The sequence below is a fragment of the Pseudoflavonifractor sp. MCC625 genome (assembly GCF_018784545.1).
Lineage (GTDB): Bacteria > Bacillota > Clostridia > Oscillospirales > Oscillospiraceae > Pseudoflavonifractor_A > Pseudoflavonifractor_A gallinarum.
The window spans coordinates 85,808-104,342 of record NZ_WQOJ01000023.1 but is presented as its reverse complement, the minus strand read 5'-3'; the positions used below and the strand labels follow the sequence as shown (position 1 = coordinate 104,342).

The 18,535-nt window shown below is 63.9% G+C and carries 16 protein-coding genes and 1 other annotated feature; of the genes, 2 read left to right on the top strand and 14 right to left on the bottom strand.

The features are described 5' to 3' along the window. Positions 1-19 precede the first annotated feature (19 nt). The 13 genes from GPK94_RS06690 to GPK94_RS06630 all read right to left on the bottom strand — a co-directional run bounded on the left by GPK94_RS06690 (position 20) and on the right by GPK94_RS06630 (position 14,684). Positions 20-2,074 (bottom strand): ASKHA domain-containing protein, encoded by a 2,055-nt coding sequence (locus GPK94_RS06690; RefSeq protein ID WP_215655266.1) that lies wholly within the window; start codon positions 2,072-2,074, stop codon positions 20-22. After that, entirely contained in the window at positions 2,068-3,024 is a 957-nt protein-coding gene (locus GPK94_RS06685) for a tRNA-dihydrouridine synthase family protein (RefSeq protein ID WP_215655264.1), read from the bottom strand. The genes GPK94_RS06690 and GPK94_RS06685 overlap by 7 nt, the downstream gene beginning before the upstream one ends. Before the next feature lie 127 nt (positions 3,025-3,151). Further along, on the bottom strand, positions 3,152-4,150 hold the full coding sequence (locus GPK94_RS06680) for an ABC transporter substrate-binding protein (RefSeq protein ID WP_193537260.1): 999 nt from the start codon (positions 4,148-4,150) through the stop codon (positions 3,152-3,154). Positions 4,151-4,188: 38 nt separating this feature from the next. Then, positions 4,189-4,941 carry an ATP-binding cassette domain-containing protein gene (locus tag GPK94_RS06675; RefSeq protein WP_215655262.1) on the bottom strand — a complete coding sequence of 251 codons (753 nt, stop codon included), beginning with the start codon at positions 4,939-4,941 and terminating at the stop codon, positions 4,189-4,191. A 4-nt stretch (positions 4,942-4,945) separates the two neighbouring features. Then, positions 4,946-5,923 (bottom strand): iron chelate uptake ABC transporter family permease subunit, encoded by a 978-nt coding sequence (locus tag GPK94_RS06670; RefSeq protein ID WP_186963386.1) that lies wholly within the window; start codon positions 5,921-5,923, stop codon positions 4,946-4,948. Beyond that, the gene (locus GPK94_RS06665; RefSeq protein ID WP_346728000.1) at positions 5,923-7,011 is read right to left on the bottom strand and encodes an iron chelate uptake ABC transporter family permease subunit; all 1,089 of its coding nucleotides are present in this window, start codon (positions 7,009-7,011) and stop codon (positions 5,923-5,925) included. The genes GPK94_RS06670 and GPK94_RS06665 overlap by 1 nt, the downstream gene beginning before the upstream one ends. Positions 7,012-7,207: 196 nt before the next feature. After that, a complete protein-coding gene (locus GPK94_RS06660; protein ID WP_215655260.1) occupies positions 7,208-8,248 on the bottom strand; it encodes a transglutaminase domain-containing protein in 1,041 nt (346 codons plus the stop codon). Between the two features lies 1 nt (position 8,249). Then, positions 8,250-8,975 carry a phosphatase gene (locus GPK94_RS06655; RefSeq protein WP_215655258.1) on the bottom strand — a complete coding sequence of 242 codons (726 nt, stop codon included), beginning with the start codon at positions 8,973-8,975 and terminating at the stop codon, positions 8,250-8,252. A gap of 130 nt (positions 8,976-9,105) precedes the next feature. Beyond that, positions 9,106-10,794 (bottom strand): 2-isopropylmalate synthase, encoded by a 1,689-nt coding sequence (gene leuA / locus GPK94_RS06650; RefSeq protein ID WP_101691868.1) that lies wholly within the window; start codon positions 10,792-10,794, stop codon positions 9,106-9,108. 65 nt (positions 10,795-10,859) lie between these two features. Next, positions 10,860-11,094: a binding site (T-box leader), on the bottom strand. Between the two features lie 45 nt (positions 11,095-11,139). Then, a complete protein-coding gene (locus tag GPK94_RS06645; protein WP_101691869.1) occupies positions 11,140-11,571 on the bottom strand; it encodes a hypothetical protein in 432 nt (143 codons plus the stop codon). 96 nt (positions 11,572-11,667) lie between these two features. After that, the gene (gene glpK, locus GPK94_RS06640) at positions 11,668-13,155 is read right to left on the bottom strand and encodes a glycerol kinase GlpK (protein ID WP_215655256.1); all 1,488 of its coding nucleotides are present in this window, start codon (positions 13,153-13,155) and stop codon (positions 11,668-11,670) included. Between the two features lie 70 nt (positions 13,156-13,225). After that, positions 13,226-13,645: a NusG domain II-containing protein gene (locus GPK94_RS06635; RefSeq protein ID WP_195279596.1), complete on the bottom strand. Its 420-nt coding sequence runs from the start codon at positions 13,643-13,645 to the stop codon at positions 13,226-13,228. Beyond that, positions 13,614-14,684 carry an FAD:protein FMN transferase gene (locus GPK94_RS06630; protein ID WP_215655254.1) on the bottom strand — a complete coding sequence of 357 codons (1,071 nt, stop codon included), beginning with the start codon at positions 14,682-14,684 and terminating at the stop codon, positions 13,614-13,616. The genes GPK94_RS06635 and GPK94_RS06630 overlap by 32 nt, the downstream gene beginning before the upstream one ends. Positions 14,685-14,875: 191 nt before the next feature. Between GPK94_RS06630 and GPK94_RS06625 the strand changes: the two genes are divergently transcribed. Then, positions 14,876-15,646 (top strand): hypothetical protein, encoded by a 771-nt coding sequence (locus GPK94_RS06625; protein WP_193537270.1) that lies wholly within the window; start codon positions 14,876-14,878, stop codon positions 15,644-15,646. A 63-nt stretch (positions 15,647-15,709) separates the two neighbouring features. Here the strand turns inward: GPK94_RS06625 and GPK94_RS06620 are convergent, their stop codons facing one another. Then, positions 15,710-17,503 carry a Na/Pi cotransporter family protein gene (locus GPK94_RS06620; protein WP_252192539.1) on the bottom strand — a complete coding sequence of 598 codons (1,794 nt, stop codon included), beginning with the start codon at positions 17,501-17,503 and terminating at the stop codon, positions 15,710-15,712. A 252-nt stretch (positions 17,504-17,755) separates the two neighbouring features. Between GPK94_RS06620 and sigK the strand changes: the two genes are divergently transcribed. Beyond that, on the top strand, positions 17,756-18,463 hold the full coding sequence (sigK, locus tag GPK94_RS06615; protein ID WP_193537273.1) for an RNA polymerase sporulation sigma factor SigK: 708 nt from the start codon (positions 17,756-17,758) through the stop codon (positions 18,461-18,463). Positions 18,464-18,535: the final 72 nt, after the last annotated feature.

Here is an 18,535-nt window from a genome sequence, read left to right as displayed (position 1 = left end):
ACATTTACCAGAGGTAAGCCTAACCTTCCGGGAAAGCCATCTCTTCCATGTAACAGGTGGAGAAGCCGGGGTGCTGGGCCAGCTCCAGATACTCCGTCCCGGAGGCCAGGGAGGCGCACCGGGCATACTCCGCCCAGCTGAGGGCGGCCAGACAGGCCCCCTCTCCCGCGGCGTTGCCCACGGGGCGGATCTTCCCCAGCAGCTGGGGCGGGATGAGGCCGATGCGGCAGGCGCTCTCCGGGCGCATGAAATTGCCGAAGGCCCCGGCGATGAGTACCGTCTGGATGTCCTCCAGCTCGGCGCCGTAGGCCTGGGCCAGCAGATGGATGCCGGCGGCAATGGCCCCCTTGGCCAGCTGGAGCTCCCGGATGTCCTTCTGGGTGAGGACCACCGGCTCCCCGTCCGGCTCCGGAGCCGGAGCCAGGAGAACAGCGGAGGCCCCGTCCACCTCGGTGAGGCAGGCGGCCAGCCGGGGATCGGAGAGCTCTTCGGGCTCCAGCAGGCAGCCCGACTCGTCCAGGACCCCGCCGTCCAGCAGGGCGGCCACGGCGTCCAGCAGGCCGGAGCCGCAGATGCCCCGGGCCGCGCCCTCTCCGATGACATGACAGACCAGGCGTCCGTCCTCCAGATGGACGTGGTCGATGGCCCCCTCGGCGCCCCGCATGCCGCAGCGGATCTTGGCCCCCTCAAAGGCGGGACCGGCCGCCGTGGAGCAGGTGATCCGCCGTTCCCGGTTGCCCAGTACCAGCTCGCCGTTGGTGCCGATGTCCAGGAGCAGGGTGAGCTCCTCCCGGCGGACAAAGTCCCCGGCGAGGAGGCAGGCGACGGTGTCCGCCCCCACGAAGCCCGCCAGGTTGGGGAGCATGGCCACCTGTCCGGCGGGGTGGACGGGGAGATTCCACCCGGCGGCCGGGAGGAGAAGGGGCTCCCGCAGGACGGGCAGGTAGGGGGCCAGGCCCAGGGAGGCGGGGGAGAGGCCCAGGGCCAGGTGGTGCATACAGGTGTTTCCGGCCAGGACGGTGAGGACGATCTCCTCCGCCGGGCGGCCGGCCCGGGCGGCCATCTCCGCGGTCATACGGGAGAGGGTCTGGAGCAGGGCCTCCCGCAGGGGAGCGGGGCCCAGCTCCCGGGCCGCGTCGATGCGGGCGATCACGTCGGCGCCGAAGGAGGCCTGGGGATTGCGGTCGCTGCCCACCGCCAGCGTCTCCCCGGTCACACCGTCCAGCAGGTAGCCGGCCAGAGTGGTGGTGCCCAGGTCAAAGGCCAGCAGCAGGGGGGCGGGGGGATCGGCGCGCAGCGCCAAAAGGGTCTCCCCGGACAGAAGGGCCCAGACCTGGGTGGTCTCCTCCGCCAGATACCGGGCCAGCTCCCCCAGCACCGCGGGGGAGGGGACAGCGGGGGCGATCCCAAAGGCGGTATGGAGGGCCTGGGAGAAGCCCTCCCACAGGCTGCGGCTGCGGCGGCAGTCCGCAAGGGAGACCGGATACCAGCGGACCAGGGGGTCGGCTGCGATGCGCCGCCCGGCTCCGTCGGTGAGGATGTGCAGCCCTCCGGATTCCTGGGGCAGGCGGACTTCCAGATCCTCGGTGACCGGGGTCTGACAGGCCAGGACCGAGACCCATTCGGTGCCCCGGCGGAGCTCCACACGGCACTTGCCGCAGGTTCCATTTCCGCCGCAGGGGCTGTCCAGCCAGAGACCGGCCGCACGGCAGGCCTCCATCAGCGTGCTTCCCAGGGGGACGGAGCAGCGCACATCCGCCGGGAAAAAGCGTACCTGTTTTTCTTCCATGGTATGCATACCCTCCAATTCATTCCGATTCGTCTGAATGAGATCCCATTTTTGGCTCCGGCTGAGCCGCTTGAGGGCGGCCTCCCGCCGGAGGGCCTGGGAGCGGCTGGCACAGCGCTCCCGATAGACCAGAAGGACGGGGCGGCGGCCCCGGGTATATTTGGCGCCCCGGCCCGTATTATGGGCGCGCAGGCGGCGGGGGATGTCGTCGGTCATGCCGGTGTACAGTGTCCCGTCGGCACAGAGAAGGATGTAGACCCACCAGCTCTTTTCCGCGCCTACCATCCCGGCACGGTCTCCGGCCGGAGGGGGAGCTCGGTGAAGATGCGCTCCACAGCGGCCTCAAAATCCCGGGGGTCGGAGGCCTTCCGGAGCTGTTTTCCATAGCGCTCGGCCCCCTCGAAGCGGTGGATCAGATAGAACCAGAGCTCCTTCATGCGCAGCATGGCGTTGCGGCGGCTGTCAAAGGCCTGGGCATACGCCTCGTAGAGGGCGTCGTGGAAGGCGCGCAGGGTCGCGCGCTCCAGAGGCTTGCCGCCCTGTAGCACCGAGATGAGGGCGGGGTCGGCCATCAGGCCCCGGCCGATCATCACGGCCTCCAGCCCGGGGAAGGAGTTGGTCAGAGCCGGGAGGTCCCCCGGACGGATCAGATCCCCGTTATAGCAGACCGGATTGCGGCTTTGTGCCAGGATGGGGGCCAGATATTCCCCCCGGACGGGGTGGCGGTACATATCCTTCTGCACCCGGAGATGGACGGTGAGCTCGTACACCGGATAGCGGTTGTAGCACTCCAGAATGGGCCAGAACTCCTCAGGGTCCCGGATGCCCAGCCGGGTCTTGATGGAGACCGGGCCCTGTGCCCCGGCAAAGATTTCTGCCAGAAAGGCGTCCAGCTCCTCGGGAAAGGCCAGAAAGCCCGAACCCTTCCCCTTGGCGGTGACGGTGCCCGAGGGACAGCCCAGGTTGAGGTTGACCTCCGGATAGCCCATCTCGAAAAGGCGGTTGGCGGCCCAGAGAAAGTCCTCCGCCCGGCGGGTCAGAAGCTGGGGCACCACGGGCAGGCCCTCATTATATTCCGGCAGGATCTCCCGTTTCTCCCGCTTGGTAAAGACATGGTCGTGGCTGGGGGAGAGAAAGGGGGTGTAGTACTTTTCCGCGCCGGGAAAATAGCGGTGGTGGATGCGGCGGAAGATCGTGCCCGTCAATCCCTCCAGCGGCGCTACATAATATCGCATGGGGTCCTCCTGTATAAATGGATATTTTTATATTATAACATATACAAGAGTCATTTTTCCAGTTGAAAATGAAACTCCGGCCCGGCGCATTGTGCGGCCGGGCCGGAGCGTATGGGGAAGGGGAAAATTACGCGGCGGTCTGCGCGGGCAGGAGGGACTCCAGGTCCTGAAGCATCCAGTCCAGCGCGGTGATGCCGCCCTCGGCGGTGTACCACACGGCGGGATGGGCCAGGTAGACGATGTGGCCGTCCTGATAGGCCTGGGTGCCCATGACCAGCTCGTTCTCCACAATGTCCTGGGCCAGCTTGGCGCCCTCGGCGGCGATGGCGGCGTCCTTGTCCAGAACGAAGAGATACTCCGGATTCTGCTGGAGCACGAACTCAAAGGAGGCCTCATTGCCGTGGGTGGAGGTGGCGGCGGCCTCGTCTACGCCGACGTTGGTGAAGCCAACCTCCCGGCCGATGAGGGAGCAGCGGCCGTCGTCTCCCAGCACGTTGAAGCTGCCGCTGGTGCACATGCCGATGATGGCGGTCTTTCCGGCGGCGAACTCGGACAGGGTCTGGATGCGCGCCTCAAAGCCGGACAGGAGCTCCTCGGCCCGTGCCTCCAGACCGAAGAGGGAGGCGACGGTGGAGGCGTTGCGGCGCACGCTCTCCACCACGCCCAGCTGGGTGTCGGTGGACAGGTAGACCACAGGGGCGATCTCACTCAGAGCCTGGTAGCTGCTGGCCAGACGGCCGCCGATGAAGATGAGGTCGGGCTCACAGGCCATGACCGCCTCCAGATCGGCCTCCTTGATGGTGCCCAGAGGGGCCACGGAGTCGCTGTTGATGTAGGACTGGAGGTATTCCAGGGTGGTGTCGGCGCTGCCCACCACCCGGTCGCCCACGCCCAGGGCGTCCAGAATGTCCAGGGAGGCCATGTCCAGCACGGCCAGGCGCTGGGGATCGTAGGGGACCTCCAGCTCCACGGTCTCCTTGTCGCCGTTCAGGGTCTGGATGGTCACGGTGGAGGGCTCACCCTCGGGCTGGGCGGAGGGCGTGGAGGTGGGGGCGGCGGCGGTGCCGCAGGCGGTGAGGCCCAGGCCGAGGAGAAGGGTGAGGGCGAGGGTAGGAAGAATCTTCATGGGATATACGCTCCTTTGCAGTGTTTCAATATGGGAATTTAGTAGTAGATGGACAGGGGACGCCCCTCCACCTCCATGATCTCAAATTGGACCCGGTAGATGTCGGAGAGGGTCTCCTTGGTCATGACCTCGGCGACGGTGCCGAACTTGGCGATCCTGCCGTCCTTGAAGGCGCAGATGTAGTCGGAGTAGAAGGCGGCATAGTTGATCTCGTGGAGCACGAGGATCACGGTCTTGCCCAGCTCGTCGCACAGGCGGCGGACGATCTTCATGAGGTTGGTAGCGTGGTAGATGTCCAGGTTGTTGGTGGGCTCGTCCAGGAGGATGTACTCGGTGTCCTGGGCGATCACCATGGCGATGTAGGCCCGCTGGCGCTGGCCGCCTGAGAGCTCGTCGATGAAGCGGTCCTGGAACTCCTCCAACTCCATGTAGGCGATGGCCCGGTCCACGATGGCCTGGTCCTCCCCGGTGAGGCGGCTGCCCGAGTAGGGGAAGCGACCGAAGGAGACCAGCTCCCGCACGGTGAGCTTCATCTGTGCGTTGTTGCTCTGGGTCAGGATGGCCAGGTGCTTGGCCAGCTCCTTGTTTTTCCAGCTGGTGATGTCCCGGCCGCCCAGCTCCACCAGGCCGCTGTCCCGGGCGATGAGGCGGGAGAGCATATTGAGCACGGTGGATTTTCCCGCGCCGTTGGGGCCGATGAGGGAGATGACCGCCCCCTTGGGCAGGGAGAAGCTGATGGAATCCACCACGGTCTTCTCCCCGTATCGCTTGGTCAGTTCTTTGATCAACATGGTTTCAGACCCTCCTGTCGGTCAGCAGAAGATAGAGGAAGTACACGCCGCCCCCCACGGTGATGAACACGCTGACGGGGATGGCGTAGGTGTAGACATGCTCCACCAGGAGCTGTCCTCCCACCAGCACGGCCGTGCCCAGAAGGGCGGCACCCAGGATCAGGTGGGCATGGCGGTAGGTCTTGAGAAGCTGGCGGGAGAGGTTGGCGATGATGAGGCCCAGGAAGGAGATGGGGCCTACCAGGGCGGTGGCCACGGCGATGGAGAGGGTCACGCCCAGCAGCAGCCGCCGGACGCACTTGTCATAGTCCACCCCCAGGTTGATGGCCTGGTCCTTTCCCAGGGTGAGCACATCCAGCAGGGCAAGCTCCCGGCGCAGGACCAGGACCAGCAGGGCCAGCAGGAGCACCGAGAAGGCCAGAATGCTCCCGTTGATGTTGCTGAAGCTGGCCACCAGGGTGGTGAGGAGGCTGTCGTACTCATTGGGGTCCATCACACGGGTGAGGGTGGTCTGGATGCTGGAGAAGAAGGAGCTGAGCACGGTGCCGATGAGCAGGACATAGAGAATGTTGTGGTTGGTCTTCTGGAAGAGCACGCTGTAGATCAGAGTGGCCACCACCCCCATGATGAGCAGGTCTGCGGCAAAGGACAGGTTGGCATTCCGGGCCAGCAGGCTGCCCGAACCGGCAAAAAAGACCACCGCGGTGTGGATGAGGGTATACAGGGCGTTCATGCCCAGCAGGCAGGGGGTGACGATGGTATTCTGGATGATGGACTGAAAGACGATGGAGGCTCCGCCGATGGCAAAGGCGGTGACCACCATGGCCGCCAGCTTGGGGAGGCGGAGCTTCATGGCGTACTGGAAGAGACGGGTGTGCTCCAGGGAGACCTCCACCAGCAGGTAGGCCAGGGCCGCCAGAGCGGCCAGGCCGGCCAGCAGGACCAGCTTGCGCACATTGGCGCGGTAGGCGGCAGTGTGCATCAGCCCTCACCTCCTTCCGGGAGGGGAGAGCAGCATCCGCTGCCGGGATTCCCGCCCAGGCGGATGGCCTTCTGCCCGTGGCGCAGGCGGTAGAAGAGCAGAAGCACAAAGAGGAGGCTGCCCAGGATACCCGAGATCAGCTCGATGGGGAGCTCATAGGGGAAGAGGACCACCCGTCCGATGAGGTCGCAGACCAGCACGAAGAGGGCGCCGAACAGGGCGGTGTCCACCAGGGTGCCCTGGATCTTGTCCCCCTTGAACATGGCCACCACGTTGGGGACGATGAGACCGATGTAGGAGATGGACCCCACGACCACCACCACGCTGGCCGTGATGAGGGCGGACAGGGTCAGCCCCAGAAAGAGCACCAGGCGGTAGGGGACTCCCAGGTTGTGGGACATGTCCCGGCCCATTCCCACGATGTTGAAGTGGTTGGCGAAGAGAAAGGCCAGGGCCACCAGGGGGAGGGTCAGGTAGACCAGCTCATACCTCCCCCGGAGCACCAGGGAGAAGTGCCCCACCAGCCAGGAGGAGAGGGCCTGGGTCAGCTCATACTGGTAGGCCAGATAGCTGGTGACGCCGCCGATGATGTTGCCGAACATGATGCCAACCAGCGGGACCATGACCACGTCCTTGAACTGGACCCGCTGGATGAACCACACGAAGATCCAGGTGCCCAGGGTGGCGGTGCAGAAGGCGAAGAGGGCCCGGCTCCAGAGGGTGGAGTTGGGCAGGAAGAGCAGGGCCAGCAGGATGCCGAACTGGGCGGAAGAGATGGTGGCCCCGGTGGTGGGGGAGACAAACTTGTTCCGGCAGAGATTCTGCATGATGAGTCCCGCCACGCTCATCCCCACGCCGGTGCACAGGATGGCCATGAGCCGGGGAAGGCGGGAGATGAGAAAGAGCTGGAGATGCTCCAGGTCACCCCGCAGCAGGGCGGCGGCGTCCAGGTCGATGACCCCCACGAAGAGGGACACGACGGAGAGCAGCGCCAGGGCGAGGGCCAGAAAAAGGGTGATGTGCTTTGCTTTGATGGTACATTCCTCCTGATGGTTAGCGATAGCTAACGGCTGGGCATGAAAAAGCACGGTATCCACCGGACAGAAGGCCGGGTGGGTATCGTGCCATCACGAAGCGGTTAGTAGATGCTAACTAATGGCGTAAAAAAGAATGGGTAGGGAAGAAATTCCTCCTCTGCTCATTTCTGCGCCATTATAGCATAGCCAAATCCCAGATGCAAGTGTTATTTTTTGGAATAGAACGCAGGGGGGAGGTCCCCCCGCGTTACGCCTCAGAAGGCTCGGATGCGGAAAGGGCCTCCCCCTCGTTGGCCTCCTCGGTGGTACAGGTCTGCTCGGGGGGCTGGTCGGGAAAGGTGATGTGGAGCACGGCCTGGGGCCAGTTGACCCGGACCTGGACATAGCGGCCACGGGCCCGGGCGGCCTCCTCCAGCGGGGGGAGGAGCTCCTCCAGCACGCTCCGGGTGAGTGCCCCGCCCCGCCAGTGGAAGAGGAGGGGCTGCTTCTTGCGCAGGGCCTGCTCCCCCCGCCGGACCACCTCCTCCACGCGGGTGAAGGAGCGCTTCTGCACCCGGTAGTAGAAGGCGTCCCCGTCGGTGCAGGCGGGCGCGGGGTAGACCAGGGGCTGGTGGTCCCGGAAGATGCGCCGGTCATCCAGATTGAAATAGTCGTAGCGGATGGGCCCCTCCCCGCTCAGGGTGCGGTCAAAGGTGGCGTCCAGGTGGTAATAGCTTCCCCCCAGACGCAGGATATTCCAGGCGTGGCGGTAGCGGATTCCCTGCTCGGGGGCGGCGTGGGAGACCACCACGATGCACCAGAGCCCCAGGGCGTCGCACAGGGCCTTGACCGACTTGGCCATCCCCTCGCACACCCCCACCCCCTGGCCCAGAGGGCCCAGGATCTCGTGGGAATAGGGCTTTTTCAGCTTGTCATAGCGCACGTTCTGGCAGATGAAGTCGTGGACATAGCGCTCCTTCTCCCCGTCGGTCATGGACTGGGCCGGACGGGCCAGCTTGGTCACCCGGGCGGACAGGGCCCGCTGGTGCTCCCGGATCTTCCCCTTGTCAAAGAGGTACTGGGGAATGAACTCCACACTGGCGGCCTGGGGGTGTACCCGGTAGGAAAAGCCGGTGACATAGAAGAGCTCCGGGCGGTCTAGCCGCAGGCGGAAGAGAACCTCACTGAGCTCCTTCCCCTCCATCCGGGGGACCGGAAAGGAGGGACTCAGGTCGGTGAGCCCCTCCTGGATGGCGTGGTAGACGCTCTGGCCGTACTTGTCCAGCTGGCGGAAATAATAGGCCTCCATCTCAGCGGGCGCGGCGTGCCTTCAGGAAGGCGAGGAAAGCGGCGCTGTCCCGGTTCATGATCAGCTCCTCGGGGAAGTTCAGCTCCTGGAAGAGGGCGTCGGCGTACTGGTGGTTGCCCACGTAGGAGACAAAGTGGGCGTCGCTCCCCACCACCACGGGAACCCCCTGCTTTTTGCACTCCCGGAGCATCTCAGCGCAGTGGAGCGGGCCGTTGACCCGGAAGCCGCCGGGGGTGAGGGAGCTGTTGTTGACCTCCAGCAGCACGCCCGCGTCGGCGGCGGCGCGGACCAGGGTGGGGTAGTCCAGGGGATAGCGGCCGTCGTCGGGATGACCGATGATGTTCACATAGGGGTTCTTCATGGCCTGCAAGAGGCCGTTGGTATAGCCCTCGGCGGTGCCGCCGGTGGGGATGCACTTGGTGTGCAGGCTGACGATGGCCATATCGGTGCGGCGCAGGAGGGGCTCGTCCAGGTCCACGGTGCCCTCGGTGTCCAGCAGATTGAGCTCCACGCCCATCAAGATCTGCACGCCGAAGAGCTCCCGGTCGATGACCCCCAGATTGGCAAAGTAGTCCCGGCAGGTGGTGCCCTCCATGGCGGGGGCGTGGTCGGTGATGCACAGCAGCTCCAGCCCCCGGTCGGCGGCGGCGCGGGCCATCTCCAGCACGGTGCAGTAGGCATGTCCGCTGGCGATGGTATGAGTATGGCTGTCCAGGAGATATTTCATGGTGATTCGCCTCATTCATGGTTCAGATTTCAATGATTACGATTAACAGAATACCTGAATCCCATACAAAAAGCAAGCCAGGCACCGGGCGAGTGCCCGATGCCTGGCGAATTTCGTCGGAAGAGACAAATCAGTCCCGGTGAAGGGCCGCCCGGTTGATGGCCGAGAGGATGCCCTTGAGGGGAGCCAGGTTGATGTTGTGGCTCATGCCCACGCCGAACCAGTCCGCTCCGTTCTCGTCCCGGAGGTGGATATAGGCCACGGCCTGGGAGTCGGAGCCCTGCTTGATGGCGTGCTCCTTGTAGTCCACGAAGGTGAAGTGGTCCATCTTCTGGCCGTGGATGGCGTTGAAGAAGGCGTCGATGGGGCCGTTGCCCGAGCCCTGGACCTGGAAGGTGGTGTCGGCATGGCGGAGGGTGCCGGCGAAGGTGACGTGGGAGTGACCCTCCTCGTCGGTGAACTCGGCGAAGGAGTGGCGCACCAGCTCATAGGGCTTGACGGCGTCGATGTAGTTCTCCCGGAAGAGCTCATAGATGCGCTCGGGCTTGAGCTCGGTGCCCACCCGGTCGGTCTCCACCTGGACGATGTGGCCGAACTCCGGGTGCATGGCCTTGGGCAGGTCGAAGCCGAAGGAGTGCTGCATGACGAAGGCCGCGCCGCCCTTGCCCGACTGGGAGTTGATGCGGATGATGGGCTCGTACTCCCGGCCCACGTCGGCCGGGTCGATGGGGAGATAGGGGATCTCCCACTTGCCGCTGCCGCTGTCGCGCATGTACTGGGTGCCCTTGTTGATGGCGTCCTGGTGGGAGCCGGAGAAGGCGGTAAAGACCAGCTCGCCGGCGTAAGGCTGCCGCTCGCCCACCTTCATCTTGGTGCAGCGCTCGTACATCTCCTTGATGCGGTTGATGTGGGAGAAGTCCAGCTCCGGGTCCACGCCCTGGGTGTGCATGTTGAGGGCCAGGGTGACGATGTCCACGTTGCCGGTGCGCTCGCCGTTGCCGAAGAGGGTGGCCTCGATGCGCTCGGCCCCGGCCAGCAGGCCCATCTCGGCGGTGGCCACGCCGCAGCCCCGGTCGTTGTGGGGATGGAGGGAGATGATGGCGCAGTCCCGGCTGGGCAGCTTGGAGATGAAGTACTCCAGCTCGTCGGCAAAGTAGTTGGGCATGCAGTTTTCCACCGTGGTGGGGAGATTGAGGATGACCCGCTTCTCCGGCGTGGCATGGAGCTCCTCCAGCACGGCCTGGCAGATCTCCACCGCGTAGTCCATCTCGGTGCCCATGAAGGACTCAGGGGAGTACTCATACCGCAGGTCCATGCCCTCGGCGATGACGCTCTGGGAGAGCTCGTAGATGAGCTTGGCCGCGTCGGTGGCGATCTTGGTGATGCCGGGCATATCCATGTGGAAGACCACCTTGCGCTGGAGGGTGGAGGTGGAATTATAGAAGTGCAGGATCACGTGCTTGGCGCCCCGGATGGCCTCAAAGGTCCGCTGGATCAGATGGGGCCGGGCCTGGACCAGCACCTGGATGGTCACGTCGTCGGGGATGTGGCCGCCCTCGATGAGCTCCCGGCAGATCTCAAACTCGGTCTCCGAGGCGGAGGGGAAGCCGATCTCGATCTCCTTGATGCCGATGTCCAGCAGGGTGTGGAAATACTCCAGCTTTTCCTGGAGATTCATGGGGTCCACCAGGGCCTGATTGCCGTCCCGCAGGTCCACAGAGCACCAGATGGGGGCCTTGGTGATCTGCTTGTCGGGCCAGGAGCGGTGCTCCATCTTGAGGGGGACAAAGGGAATATACTTCTCAAACGACTTGCTCATGATGCATACCTCCGAACTTGAGCGATTGGTCAGAAGACAAAACAAAAAGCCCCTGACCGGTTAAGGTCAGGGGCGTCATTTCATACGCGGTACCACCCTGGTTCCGTCCGCCGTCACCGGCGGACGCTCACGGCCTCCAACAAGGCCACGGCCGCTAACGGGGCCAGCCGTCCCGCCCTACTGAGGTTCAGGCGGACCGCTCGGGGACCAGAATACACAGGCCCTGCACGTACCGGTTCACACCAGCCACCGGCTCTCTGAACGGAGGAAACCTGTCTTTTTTCCCTTCATCGCTTTGCCACATTATAGCGTGGACGTGCCGGTTTGTCAACCCCGGGACGTTCCTCACTCCCGGTCGGTGTTCTCGGAGAGCAGGCGGCGGATGGTCTCCTCCGGATAGGAGAGGAGGCGGCCGTAGTCCCGGGCGATGCGGCTGCGGTTACCGCCGAAATAGGCGCCGGCCTCCACCGTGGCGGCCTTGCGGTCCTTGAGCCGGATGTACTCTTCGATCACATGATCGGCCTTGTAGAAGAGGATATTGTACTTCCCGCGGTTGAGGGAGGCGGGAAAGAGATCGGTGATGAGGGGATCGCACTCGGGATAGAGCTTGGTGCCGTGCCGGCGGCAGCTCTCGTGGGCATAGGCGATGAGGGCCTCCATCTCCTCCCGGGTATCCATGGGGTGGCTCAGGGCCAGGGCCTTGACCTCGGCTGCCACCATCTCGTTGAAGGCGTCCACCACGCCGCACTGATAGGAAAAGGAATCACGTTGTTCCATGATTAGGGCCTCCTGTCTGACATACGAGTCTATTGTACTGCGTTTGACCGGGCCCTGCAAGAGAAAAAGGAAGAAACAGGAACGGGAGCAGGAGAATCAGTGCTCGGCCCAGTCCAGGCTGCGGCCCACTGCCTTGTGCCAGCCCCGGAGGAGCTCCTCCCGGCGGGGTGCGGGGAGGGCGGGGGAGAAGCGGGCGTCCTCCTTCCACAGGGCGCGGATCTCCTCCCGGTCTTTCCACACGCCCACGGCCAGTCCGGCCAGGCAGGCCGCGCCCAGAGCGGTGGTCTCCCGGATGACAGGGCGCAGGACGGGCCGGTCCAGTATGTCGGCCTGGAACTGAAGGAGGAAGGCGTCCCGGCTGGCCCCGCCGTCGGCCCGCAGAGCCGAGAGGGGAAGGCCGGTGTCCTTCTCCATGGCCGCCACCAGGTCGGCCACCTGATAGGCGATGGACTCCTGGGCGGCCCGGATGATGTGCTCCCGCCGGGTGCCCCGGGTGAGGCCCATCAGACAGCCCCGGGCGTACATGTCCCAGTAGGGGGCGCCAAGACCGGTGAAGGCGGGGACCAGATAGACGCCCCCGGTGTCGGGGACTTTCTGGGCATAGTACTCGGCATCCCGGCTCTCGGTGAGCAGGCGCAGCTCGTCCCGCAGCCACTGGATGACGGCGCCCCCCACAAAGACCGACCCCTCCAGGGCGTACTGGACCGCGCCGTCCAGGCCCACGGCGATGGTGGTGATGAGGCCGTTGCTGCTCTCACAGGGGGTCTCGCCGGTGTTCATCAGGAGGAAGCAGCCGGTGCCGTAGGTGTTTTTCGCCTCACCCGGGGAGAAGCAGCCCTGGCCGAAGAGGGCGGCCTGCTGATCCCCGGCGATCCCGGCGATGGGCACCCGCACTCCCTGGAGGTCGGTATAGCCGTAGATGGCGCTGGAGTCCCGCACCTCGGGAAGGATGGAGCGGGGGATATCCAGGGCCTGGAGAAGGGTCTCATCCCAGCACAGGCGGCGGATGTCATAGAGCATGGTGCGGGAGGCGTTGGTGTAGTCGGTGACGTGGACGGCGCCGCCGGTGAGCTTCCAGAGCAGCCAGGTATCCACCGTGCCGAAGAGGAGGCGGCCCTGGTCGGCCAGAGCCCGGGCCCCCTCCACATGGTCCAGCAGCCATTTGATCTTGGTGGCCGAGAAGTAGGCGTCGGGGACCAGTCCGGTGGTCCGCCGGATGTGCTCCCCCAGGCCCTGCTCCAGCAGGGCGTCCACCATGGGGGCGGTGCGGCGGCACTGCCAGACGATGGCGTTGTGGATGGGGCGTCCGGTCTCCTTGTCCCAGAGGATGGTGGTCTCCCGCTGGTTGGTGATGCCGATGGCGGCGATGTCGGCCGGGTCCACGCCGGACTGGGCCAGCACCTCCATCATGACGCTGTACTGGGAGGACCAGATCTCCATGGCGTCGTGCTCCACCCAGCCCTCCCGGGGATAGTGCTGGGTGAACTCCTTCTGGGCGGTGCCCACGATGCGCTGCTCCCGGTCAAAGAGGATGGCGCGGGAACTGGTAGTGCCCTGATCCAGGGCCAGCAGATAGGTCGGCATAAGATTCCCTCCTGAGTGCATATGGTTGTGCGTGGGGCGGCGGGGAAAAATGGCGCGTTGATGGAACTTTTTACCCAACGATCACGTCAAAGTCTTTTGACTGCGTATCTTGTTCTCCTACCAGGGAGATAATGAGCTTGTTGGGAAGACAGATGATCTGCTCTCCGGCCTCGTCGATCCAGCCGGTGTGGACACAGTCCTGGCTGGGACAGTCGCTGTGGGAGATGCGGACCCGGCGGCCGTCCAGTTCCAGCGTGAGGGGCCAGGGGGCGTCCACGTCCACATAGACGGGGGCGTCGGCCTCCTCCAGAGGATAGGAGCCGATCAGGGTGCCGTCCAGCCGGACCTCCACCGTCAGCTCCCCGGCCGGGGCGGGACGGAGCAGCCAGAGCAGCGCCAGCGCAGCGCACAGGACCAGCAGGACCACCAGAGCGTCCCCCGGAGCGGGGCGGAGGCGGTCAGCGGCGGACGATCTCGCAGGTGTAGCCATGGGAGTCCTCCTCATTGTACAGGAACTGGTCCTCCAGTCCCTGGGTGATCAGGATGCGTCCGTCCTCCAGGCAGAGCACACACTCAAAGGAGTCGTCCGCCCGCCAGAGCTCCAGCGCCTGCTCCGGCCCGGCCACGAACAGAGCGGTGGAGAGGGCGTCGGCCCGAGCGCCGTTGTCGGAGACCACCGTGACCGAGAGGATGCCGGTCTGGGCGGGATAGCCGGTCCGAGGGTCCAGAATGTGGTGGTAGGTGACGCCGTTCTCCTCAAAGTGCTGCTCATAGGCCCCCGAGGTGGACAGGGCCTGGTCGGACAGGGAGAGGAGCAGGATCTGCTGCTCCTCGTCCTGGGGGTCCTTGAGGGCCACCCGCCAGGGCTGGCCGGAGGGATTGTTCCCCACCAGGGTGATGGTGCTGGAGCCCAGATTCAGCAGGGCGGAGGAGACGTCGTACTCCCCCAGCAGCTCCACCAGCCGGTCGGCGGTATACCCCTTGGCGATGCCGCCCAGATCCACCTCCATGCCGGAGCGGTCCAGCCGGGCGGTGTTCCCGGCGGTATCCACGTGGAGAGCGGCGCTGTCCACCAGGGGCAGGAGGGCCTCCAGCTCCCCTTCCGAGGGGAGGCGGTACTGCCCGGCGTCCCCGGTGCCGAAGCCCCAGGCGTCGATCACCGGAGCCACGGTCACGTCAAAGGCGCCGGCGGTGGCCGACGTTTCCTCCAGCGCCAGGGAGAGCAGCTCCGTGGTCTCGGGGGAGAGGGGGACGTCGGTTCCGTCCCCGGCGTGGGCGTTGAGGCGGGCGATGTCGCTCTCGGACTGACTGCGGGAGAAGAGCCGGTCCAGCCGGTTGACCTCCTCCACCGCGGCAGAGAGGGCGTCCTCGGCCTCCTCGCCGGTGATCTGGAGGGTCATCAGGGTGTTCATGGCAAAAAATTGCCGCTGGGCCGGCTCTGCGGCGGAGGTCTCTCCGCCGGGGAGGGCGCAGGAGGAGAGCAGAAGCGCGGAGAGCAGGAAAAAGGTGGGGATGGCACGACTTGACATAAAAAATAAACTCCTATGGGATAGATTCTGGAAAACAGAAGAAGAGAACCGGCTCTATTCTAGCACAGAAAAACAGGATGGGTAAAGAGCGCACTTGGGAATCCGGGGGTTTTTCTTGTTGCAAAAGGGGCTGTAATCTGCTAAAATATACGAATGCGAGACGAATGCTGCATAGCACAGGAGATGAATACATGGATAAGAGAGAACGAGCGGAGCGGGCCAAGCAGGAGGAAGCGGCCATGAACCGGGTCCTCATCTGGATCGGCGGTTCGGTCGTGCTGGAGGCTCTGCTTTTGCTCCTCAATCGCTATTATGTCAATTATCAGGTAAAAGATATCGAGATCGCCATGGCGCTGCGGAACGTGTTCAGCGTGCTGGCGGTGGTCCTTCCGGTGTGTTTCCTGGGCTGTCTGGCCTGGTGGGTGACTTCCTGGAAGAAGGGGTCCCGTCGGGTGATGCCCCAGGTGCTGACCACCATAGCCGGAGTTCTGGCGGCCTGCGCCCTGATCGTGCATTTTTACGACAAGACCGGCGTCAAGGCCCTGTATGTGGGTGTGCCCTGTCTGGCGGTGCTGGCCCTGATCTACTACCTCTATCAGCGGGAATTTTTCGTCATGTCCCTGATGAGCGGTGCCGGGCTGCTGGGCCTGTGGCTGCTCAACCGCCGTCTGGCCCATCCGATGGAGGTCTACGGGTATCTGGCGGTGGAGATCCTCTTCCTGGTAGCCGTGGCGGTCACGTCTCATCTGCTTCAGGAGCGTAACGGCGTGTTCCAGCGGGGCGACAAGCGCATGGTGCTCCTGCCCAAGGACGCCAACTACACCATGCTTTACGCCACCTGCCTGGTGGTGGCCCTCATCCAGGTGATCGGCCTGGTGATGGGGCCGATGATGCTCCTGTACGGGGTGCTCATCGTGTGGCTCCTGGCCATGGCGGTCTACTACACCGTAAAGCTGATGTAAAATCGAATATGTATGAAAAGAGCCGGGATCGATTGCGATCCCGGCTCTTTTTGTCTGGTTGACTCAGCGCGAGGTGAGGGGCGCGGCCTCCAGGGGCGCGTAGTATTTCTGGCGGTACTCCTGGAACATGGCGTCAAACTCCTGGTCCTCACCGTGGTGCAGGGCGTGCATATAGGCGTGGGAGTCGGTCCGGATGAGCGCGTCGGCGGGGGAGGTCTCCCGGACGATGTAGAGGGCGATGTTGGAGCAGTGGTCGGAGATGCGCTCCAGGCTGATGAGCAGCTCCAGGAACTGGCTGCCCAGCTCCACGGTGCACTCGCCGTTTTTCAGGCGCTCGATGTGGCGGCTGCGCAGCTCGTCCCGCAGGAGGTCCACCACCTCCTCGATGGGCTCCACCTCCATGGCCAGATCGTGGGAGCGCTTGGTGTAGCACTCCAGCGCGCGGACGATAGTCTCCTCCACCGCGGAGGTCATGAGGCGCAGCTCCTGCTTGGCCGAGGGCGAAAAGACGATCCCCCGGTCGTGGAGCAGGACGGCGCAGTCGGAGAGATTGACCGCATAGTCGCCGATGCGCTCAAAATCGGACAGGGTGTGGAGCAGCTCCGAGACCTTGGCGCTGTCCTCTGGAGAGAGGGAGGAGCGGTCGCTCAGGCGGACCAGGTAGTTGTCCAGCAGGCCCTCCAGCTTGTCCAGAGCGGCCTCGGTCTCCTGGAGGCGCTCCAGCTTTTTGGAGTCAAAATGGTTGAGGAGCTCCACCGACAAGCGGTAGTTTTCCAGGGCGAAATGGCCCATCTGCACCACGGTGTCGTGGGACTTTTCCAGGGCCAGGGAGGGGGTGGAGAGGAAGCGCTCATCCAGCACGGAGACCTCCTTCTGGTCGGTATCGCCGGGGATGAGCCGCTCCACCAGGGTGACCAGCAGGCCGTTGAAGGGCAGGAGGAGGAGGGTACAGCCCACATTGAAGGCTAGGTGGAGGTTGGCGATGCTGCCCCGGTCCATCTGGGCGGTCCAGAAGGAGAAGTGGAACAGGGCGTTGCAGCCGTACAGCAGGATGAGGAAGAAGAGGGTGCCGATCACATTGAAGAGCAGGTGGATGCAGGCGGTGCGCTTAGCGTTTTTGCTGGCGCCGATGCCGGAGAGCAGGGCGGTGACGCAGGTGCCGATGTTCTGTCCCATGATGAGGGGGATGGCGATGTGAAAGGTCACCACACCGGTGGAGGTCATGGCCTGCAAAATGCCCATGGAGGCGGAGGAGCTCTGGATCAGGGCGGTGACCAGCGCGCCCACCAGGACGCCCAGGAAGGGATTGGAGAAGGCCACGAAGAGCTCCCGGAATTCCGGCAGGTCCTGAAGGGGAGCCACCGCGCCCTCCAGGGTTTTCATTCCAATAAAGAGGAGACCCAGACCCAGAATGATCTGCCCGATGATCTTTTTCCGTCCGCCCCGGAGGAACATGTAGAAGAGAATGCCGATCACCGCCAGGATGGGACCCAGGGTGGCCGGCTTCAGCAGGAGCAGGAGGGGCTGATCAGAGGAGAGATCACCCAGACGGAGCAGCTGGGCGGTGACCGTGGTGCCGATATTTGCGCCCATGATGATGCCCACAGTCTGCCGGAGCTTCATGATGCCGGCGTTGACGAAGCCCACGCACATGACGGTGGTGGCGGCCGAGCTCTGGATGAGTCCGGTGACCAGCGCCCCCAGAAGAACGCCCTTCCAGACGTTGCTGGTCAGACGCTCCAGAATGGACTCCAAACGTCCGCTGGACAGTTTTTCCAGACCGTCGGTCATCGTGGACATTCCGAACAGGAATGTGGCAATGGCGCCCAGCATGGTAATGATGTCTGTGATCCCCATTTGCGGTGGCCCCCTCAATTCTCCAAATCAAAACAAAATTCAGCGTGTCTTTTTTTATTATATACGTCTTTTTGCACAGCGTAAATGCCCGGAGGGGGGTGGGAAGAAAAAATTTCTGTTTCGAATAAAAGGGAAAGAGATATTTTGTCAAAATTAGTTCTTGCATATCAGGGCGATACATAGGGACTTGCACCGGGGGAATAGGATGGGATGGAGCCCATACGCATTGTGACGGAAAGGGAGGAATGAAGCATGATCCCGGCATGGATTGCCCTGATACTCAACGGGCTGTTTCTCACGCTTCGGCTTTCGGGAGGAGAGGGAGGGTCCTTTCCCAGACCCCTGAAGGCGGAGGAGGAGCAGGAATGTCTGGAGCGGATGGCGGCGGGAGATCTGGAGGCCCGCAACCGGCTGATCGAGCACAACCTGCGCCTGGTGGCCCACATCGTGAAAAAGTACTATACCCCCAACGGGGATCAGGACGACCTGATCTCCATCGGAACGATCGGACTCATCAAGGGCATCACCACCTTCAAGCCGGACAAGAAGGTGCGCCTTGCCACCTATGCCAGCCGATGCATTGAAAATGAGATCCTGATGTATTTTCGCTCCCAGCGCAAGCTGCAGGGGGAGGTCTCCCTGTCGGACACGCTGGATGGGGACGGCGACAGCAATTCCCTCTCCATTTTGGACACCATCCGGGTGGATGACAATATGCTGGAGGAGCTGGACACCCGGGATGCCTGCGCAAAGGTCCGCGCCTGCGTGGAGCAGTGCCTGGACGAGCGGGAGGCAATGGTCATCCGGATGCGCTATGGGCTGGCCCGCAGCCACCCCCTGACCCAGCGGGAGGTGGCCGCGCAGTGCGGCATCAGCCGCTCCTATGTATCCCGCATCGAAAAGAAGGCCCTCAAAAAGCTGGAGGCCGCCATGGAGAGCGGGAAGGGCGGCGTATCATAAATAATAAGAAATAGGAGCGCCGCAGGGAGGAATCCCTGCGGCGCTCTCTCTTTGATATGGGGTAAGTATGCC

Coding starts and splice junctions, on each gene's coding strand:
- GPK94_RS06690 (WP_215655266.1), bottom strand. CDS start 2,074: ATGGTAGGCGCGGAAAAGAGCTGGTGGGTCTACATCCTTCTCTGTGCC.
- GPK94_RS06685 (WP_215655264.1), bottom strand. CDS start 3,024: ATGCGATATTATGTAGCGCCGCTGGAGGGATTGACGGGCACGATCTTC.
- GPK94_RS06680 (WP_193537260.1), bottom strand. CDS start 4,150: ATGAAGATTCTTCCTACCCTCGCCCTCACCCTTCTCCTCGGCCTGGGC.
- GPK94_RS06675 (WP_215655262.1), bottom strand. CDS start 4,941: ATGTTGATCAAAGAACTGACCAAGCGATACGGGGAGAAGACCGTGGTG.
- GPK94_RS06670 (WP_186963386.1), bottom strand. CDS start 5,923: ATGCACACTGCCGCCTACCGCGCCAATGTGCGCAAGCTGGTCCTGCTG.
- GPK94_RS06660 (WP_215655260.1), bottom strand. CDS start 8,248: ATGGAGGCCTATTATTTCCGCCAGCTGGACAAGTACGGCCAGAGCGTC.
- GPK94_RS06655 (WP_215655258.1), bottom strand. CDS start 8,975: ATGAAATATCTCCTGGACAGCCATACTCATACCATCGCCAGCGGACAT.
- leuA (WP_101691868.1), bottom strand. CDS start 10,794: ATGAGCAAGTCGTTTGAGAAGTATATTCCCTTTGTCCCCCTCAAGATG.
- GPK94_RS06645 (WP_101691869.1), bottom strand. CDS start 11,571: ATGGAACAACGTGATTCCTTTTCCTATCAGTGCGGCGTGGTGGACGCC.
- glpK (WP_215655256.1), bottom strand. CDS start 13,155: ATGCCGACCTATCTGCTGGCCCTGGATCAGGGCACTACCAGTTCCCGC.
- GPK94_RS06635 (WP_195279596.1), bottom strand. CDS start 13,645: ATGGCTACACCTGCGAGATCGTCCGCCGCTGACCGCCTCCGCCCCGCT.
- GPK94_RS06630 (WP_215655254.1), bottom strand. CDS start 14,684: ATGTCAAGTCGTGCCATCCCCACCTTTTTCCTGCTCTCCGCGCTTCTG.
- GPK94_RS06625 (WP_193537270.1), top strand. CDS start 14,876: ATGGATAAGAGAGAACGAGCGGAGCGGGCCAAGCAGGAGGAAGCGGCC.
- GPK94_RS06620 (WP_252192539.1), bottom strand. CDS start 17,503: ATGGGGATCACAGACATCATTACCATGCTGGGCGCCATTGCCACATTC.
- sigK (WP_193537273.1), top strand. CDS start 17,756: ATGATCCCGGCATGGATTGCCCTGATACTCAACGGGCTGTTTCTCACG.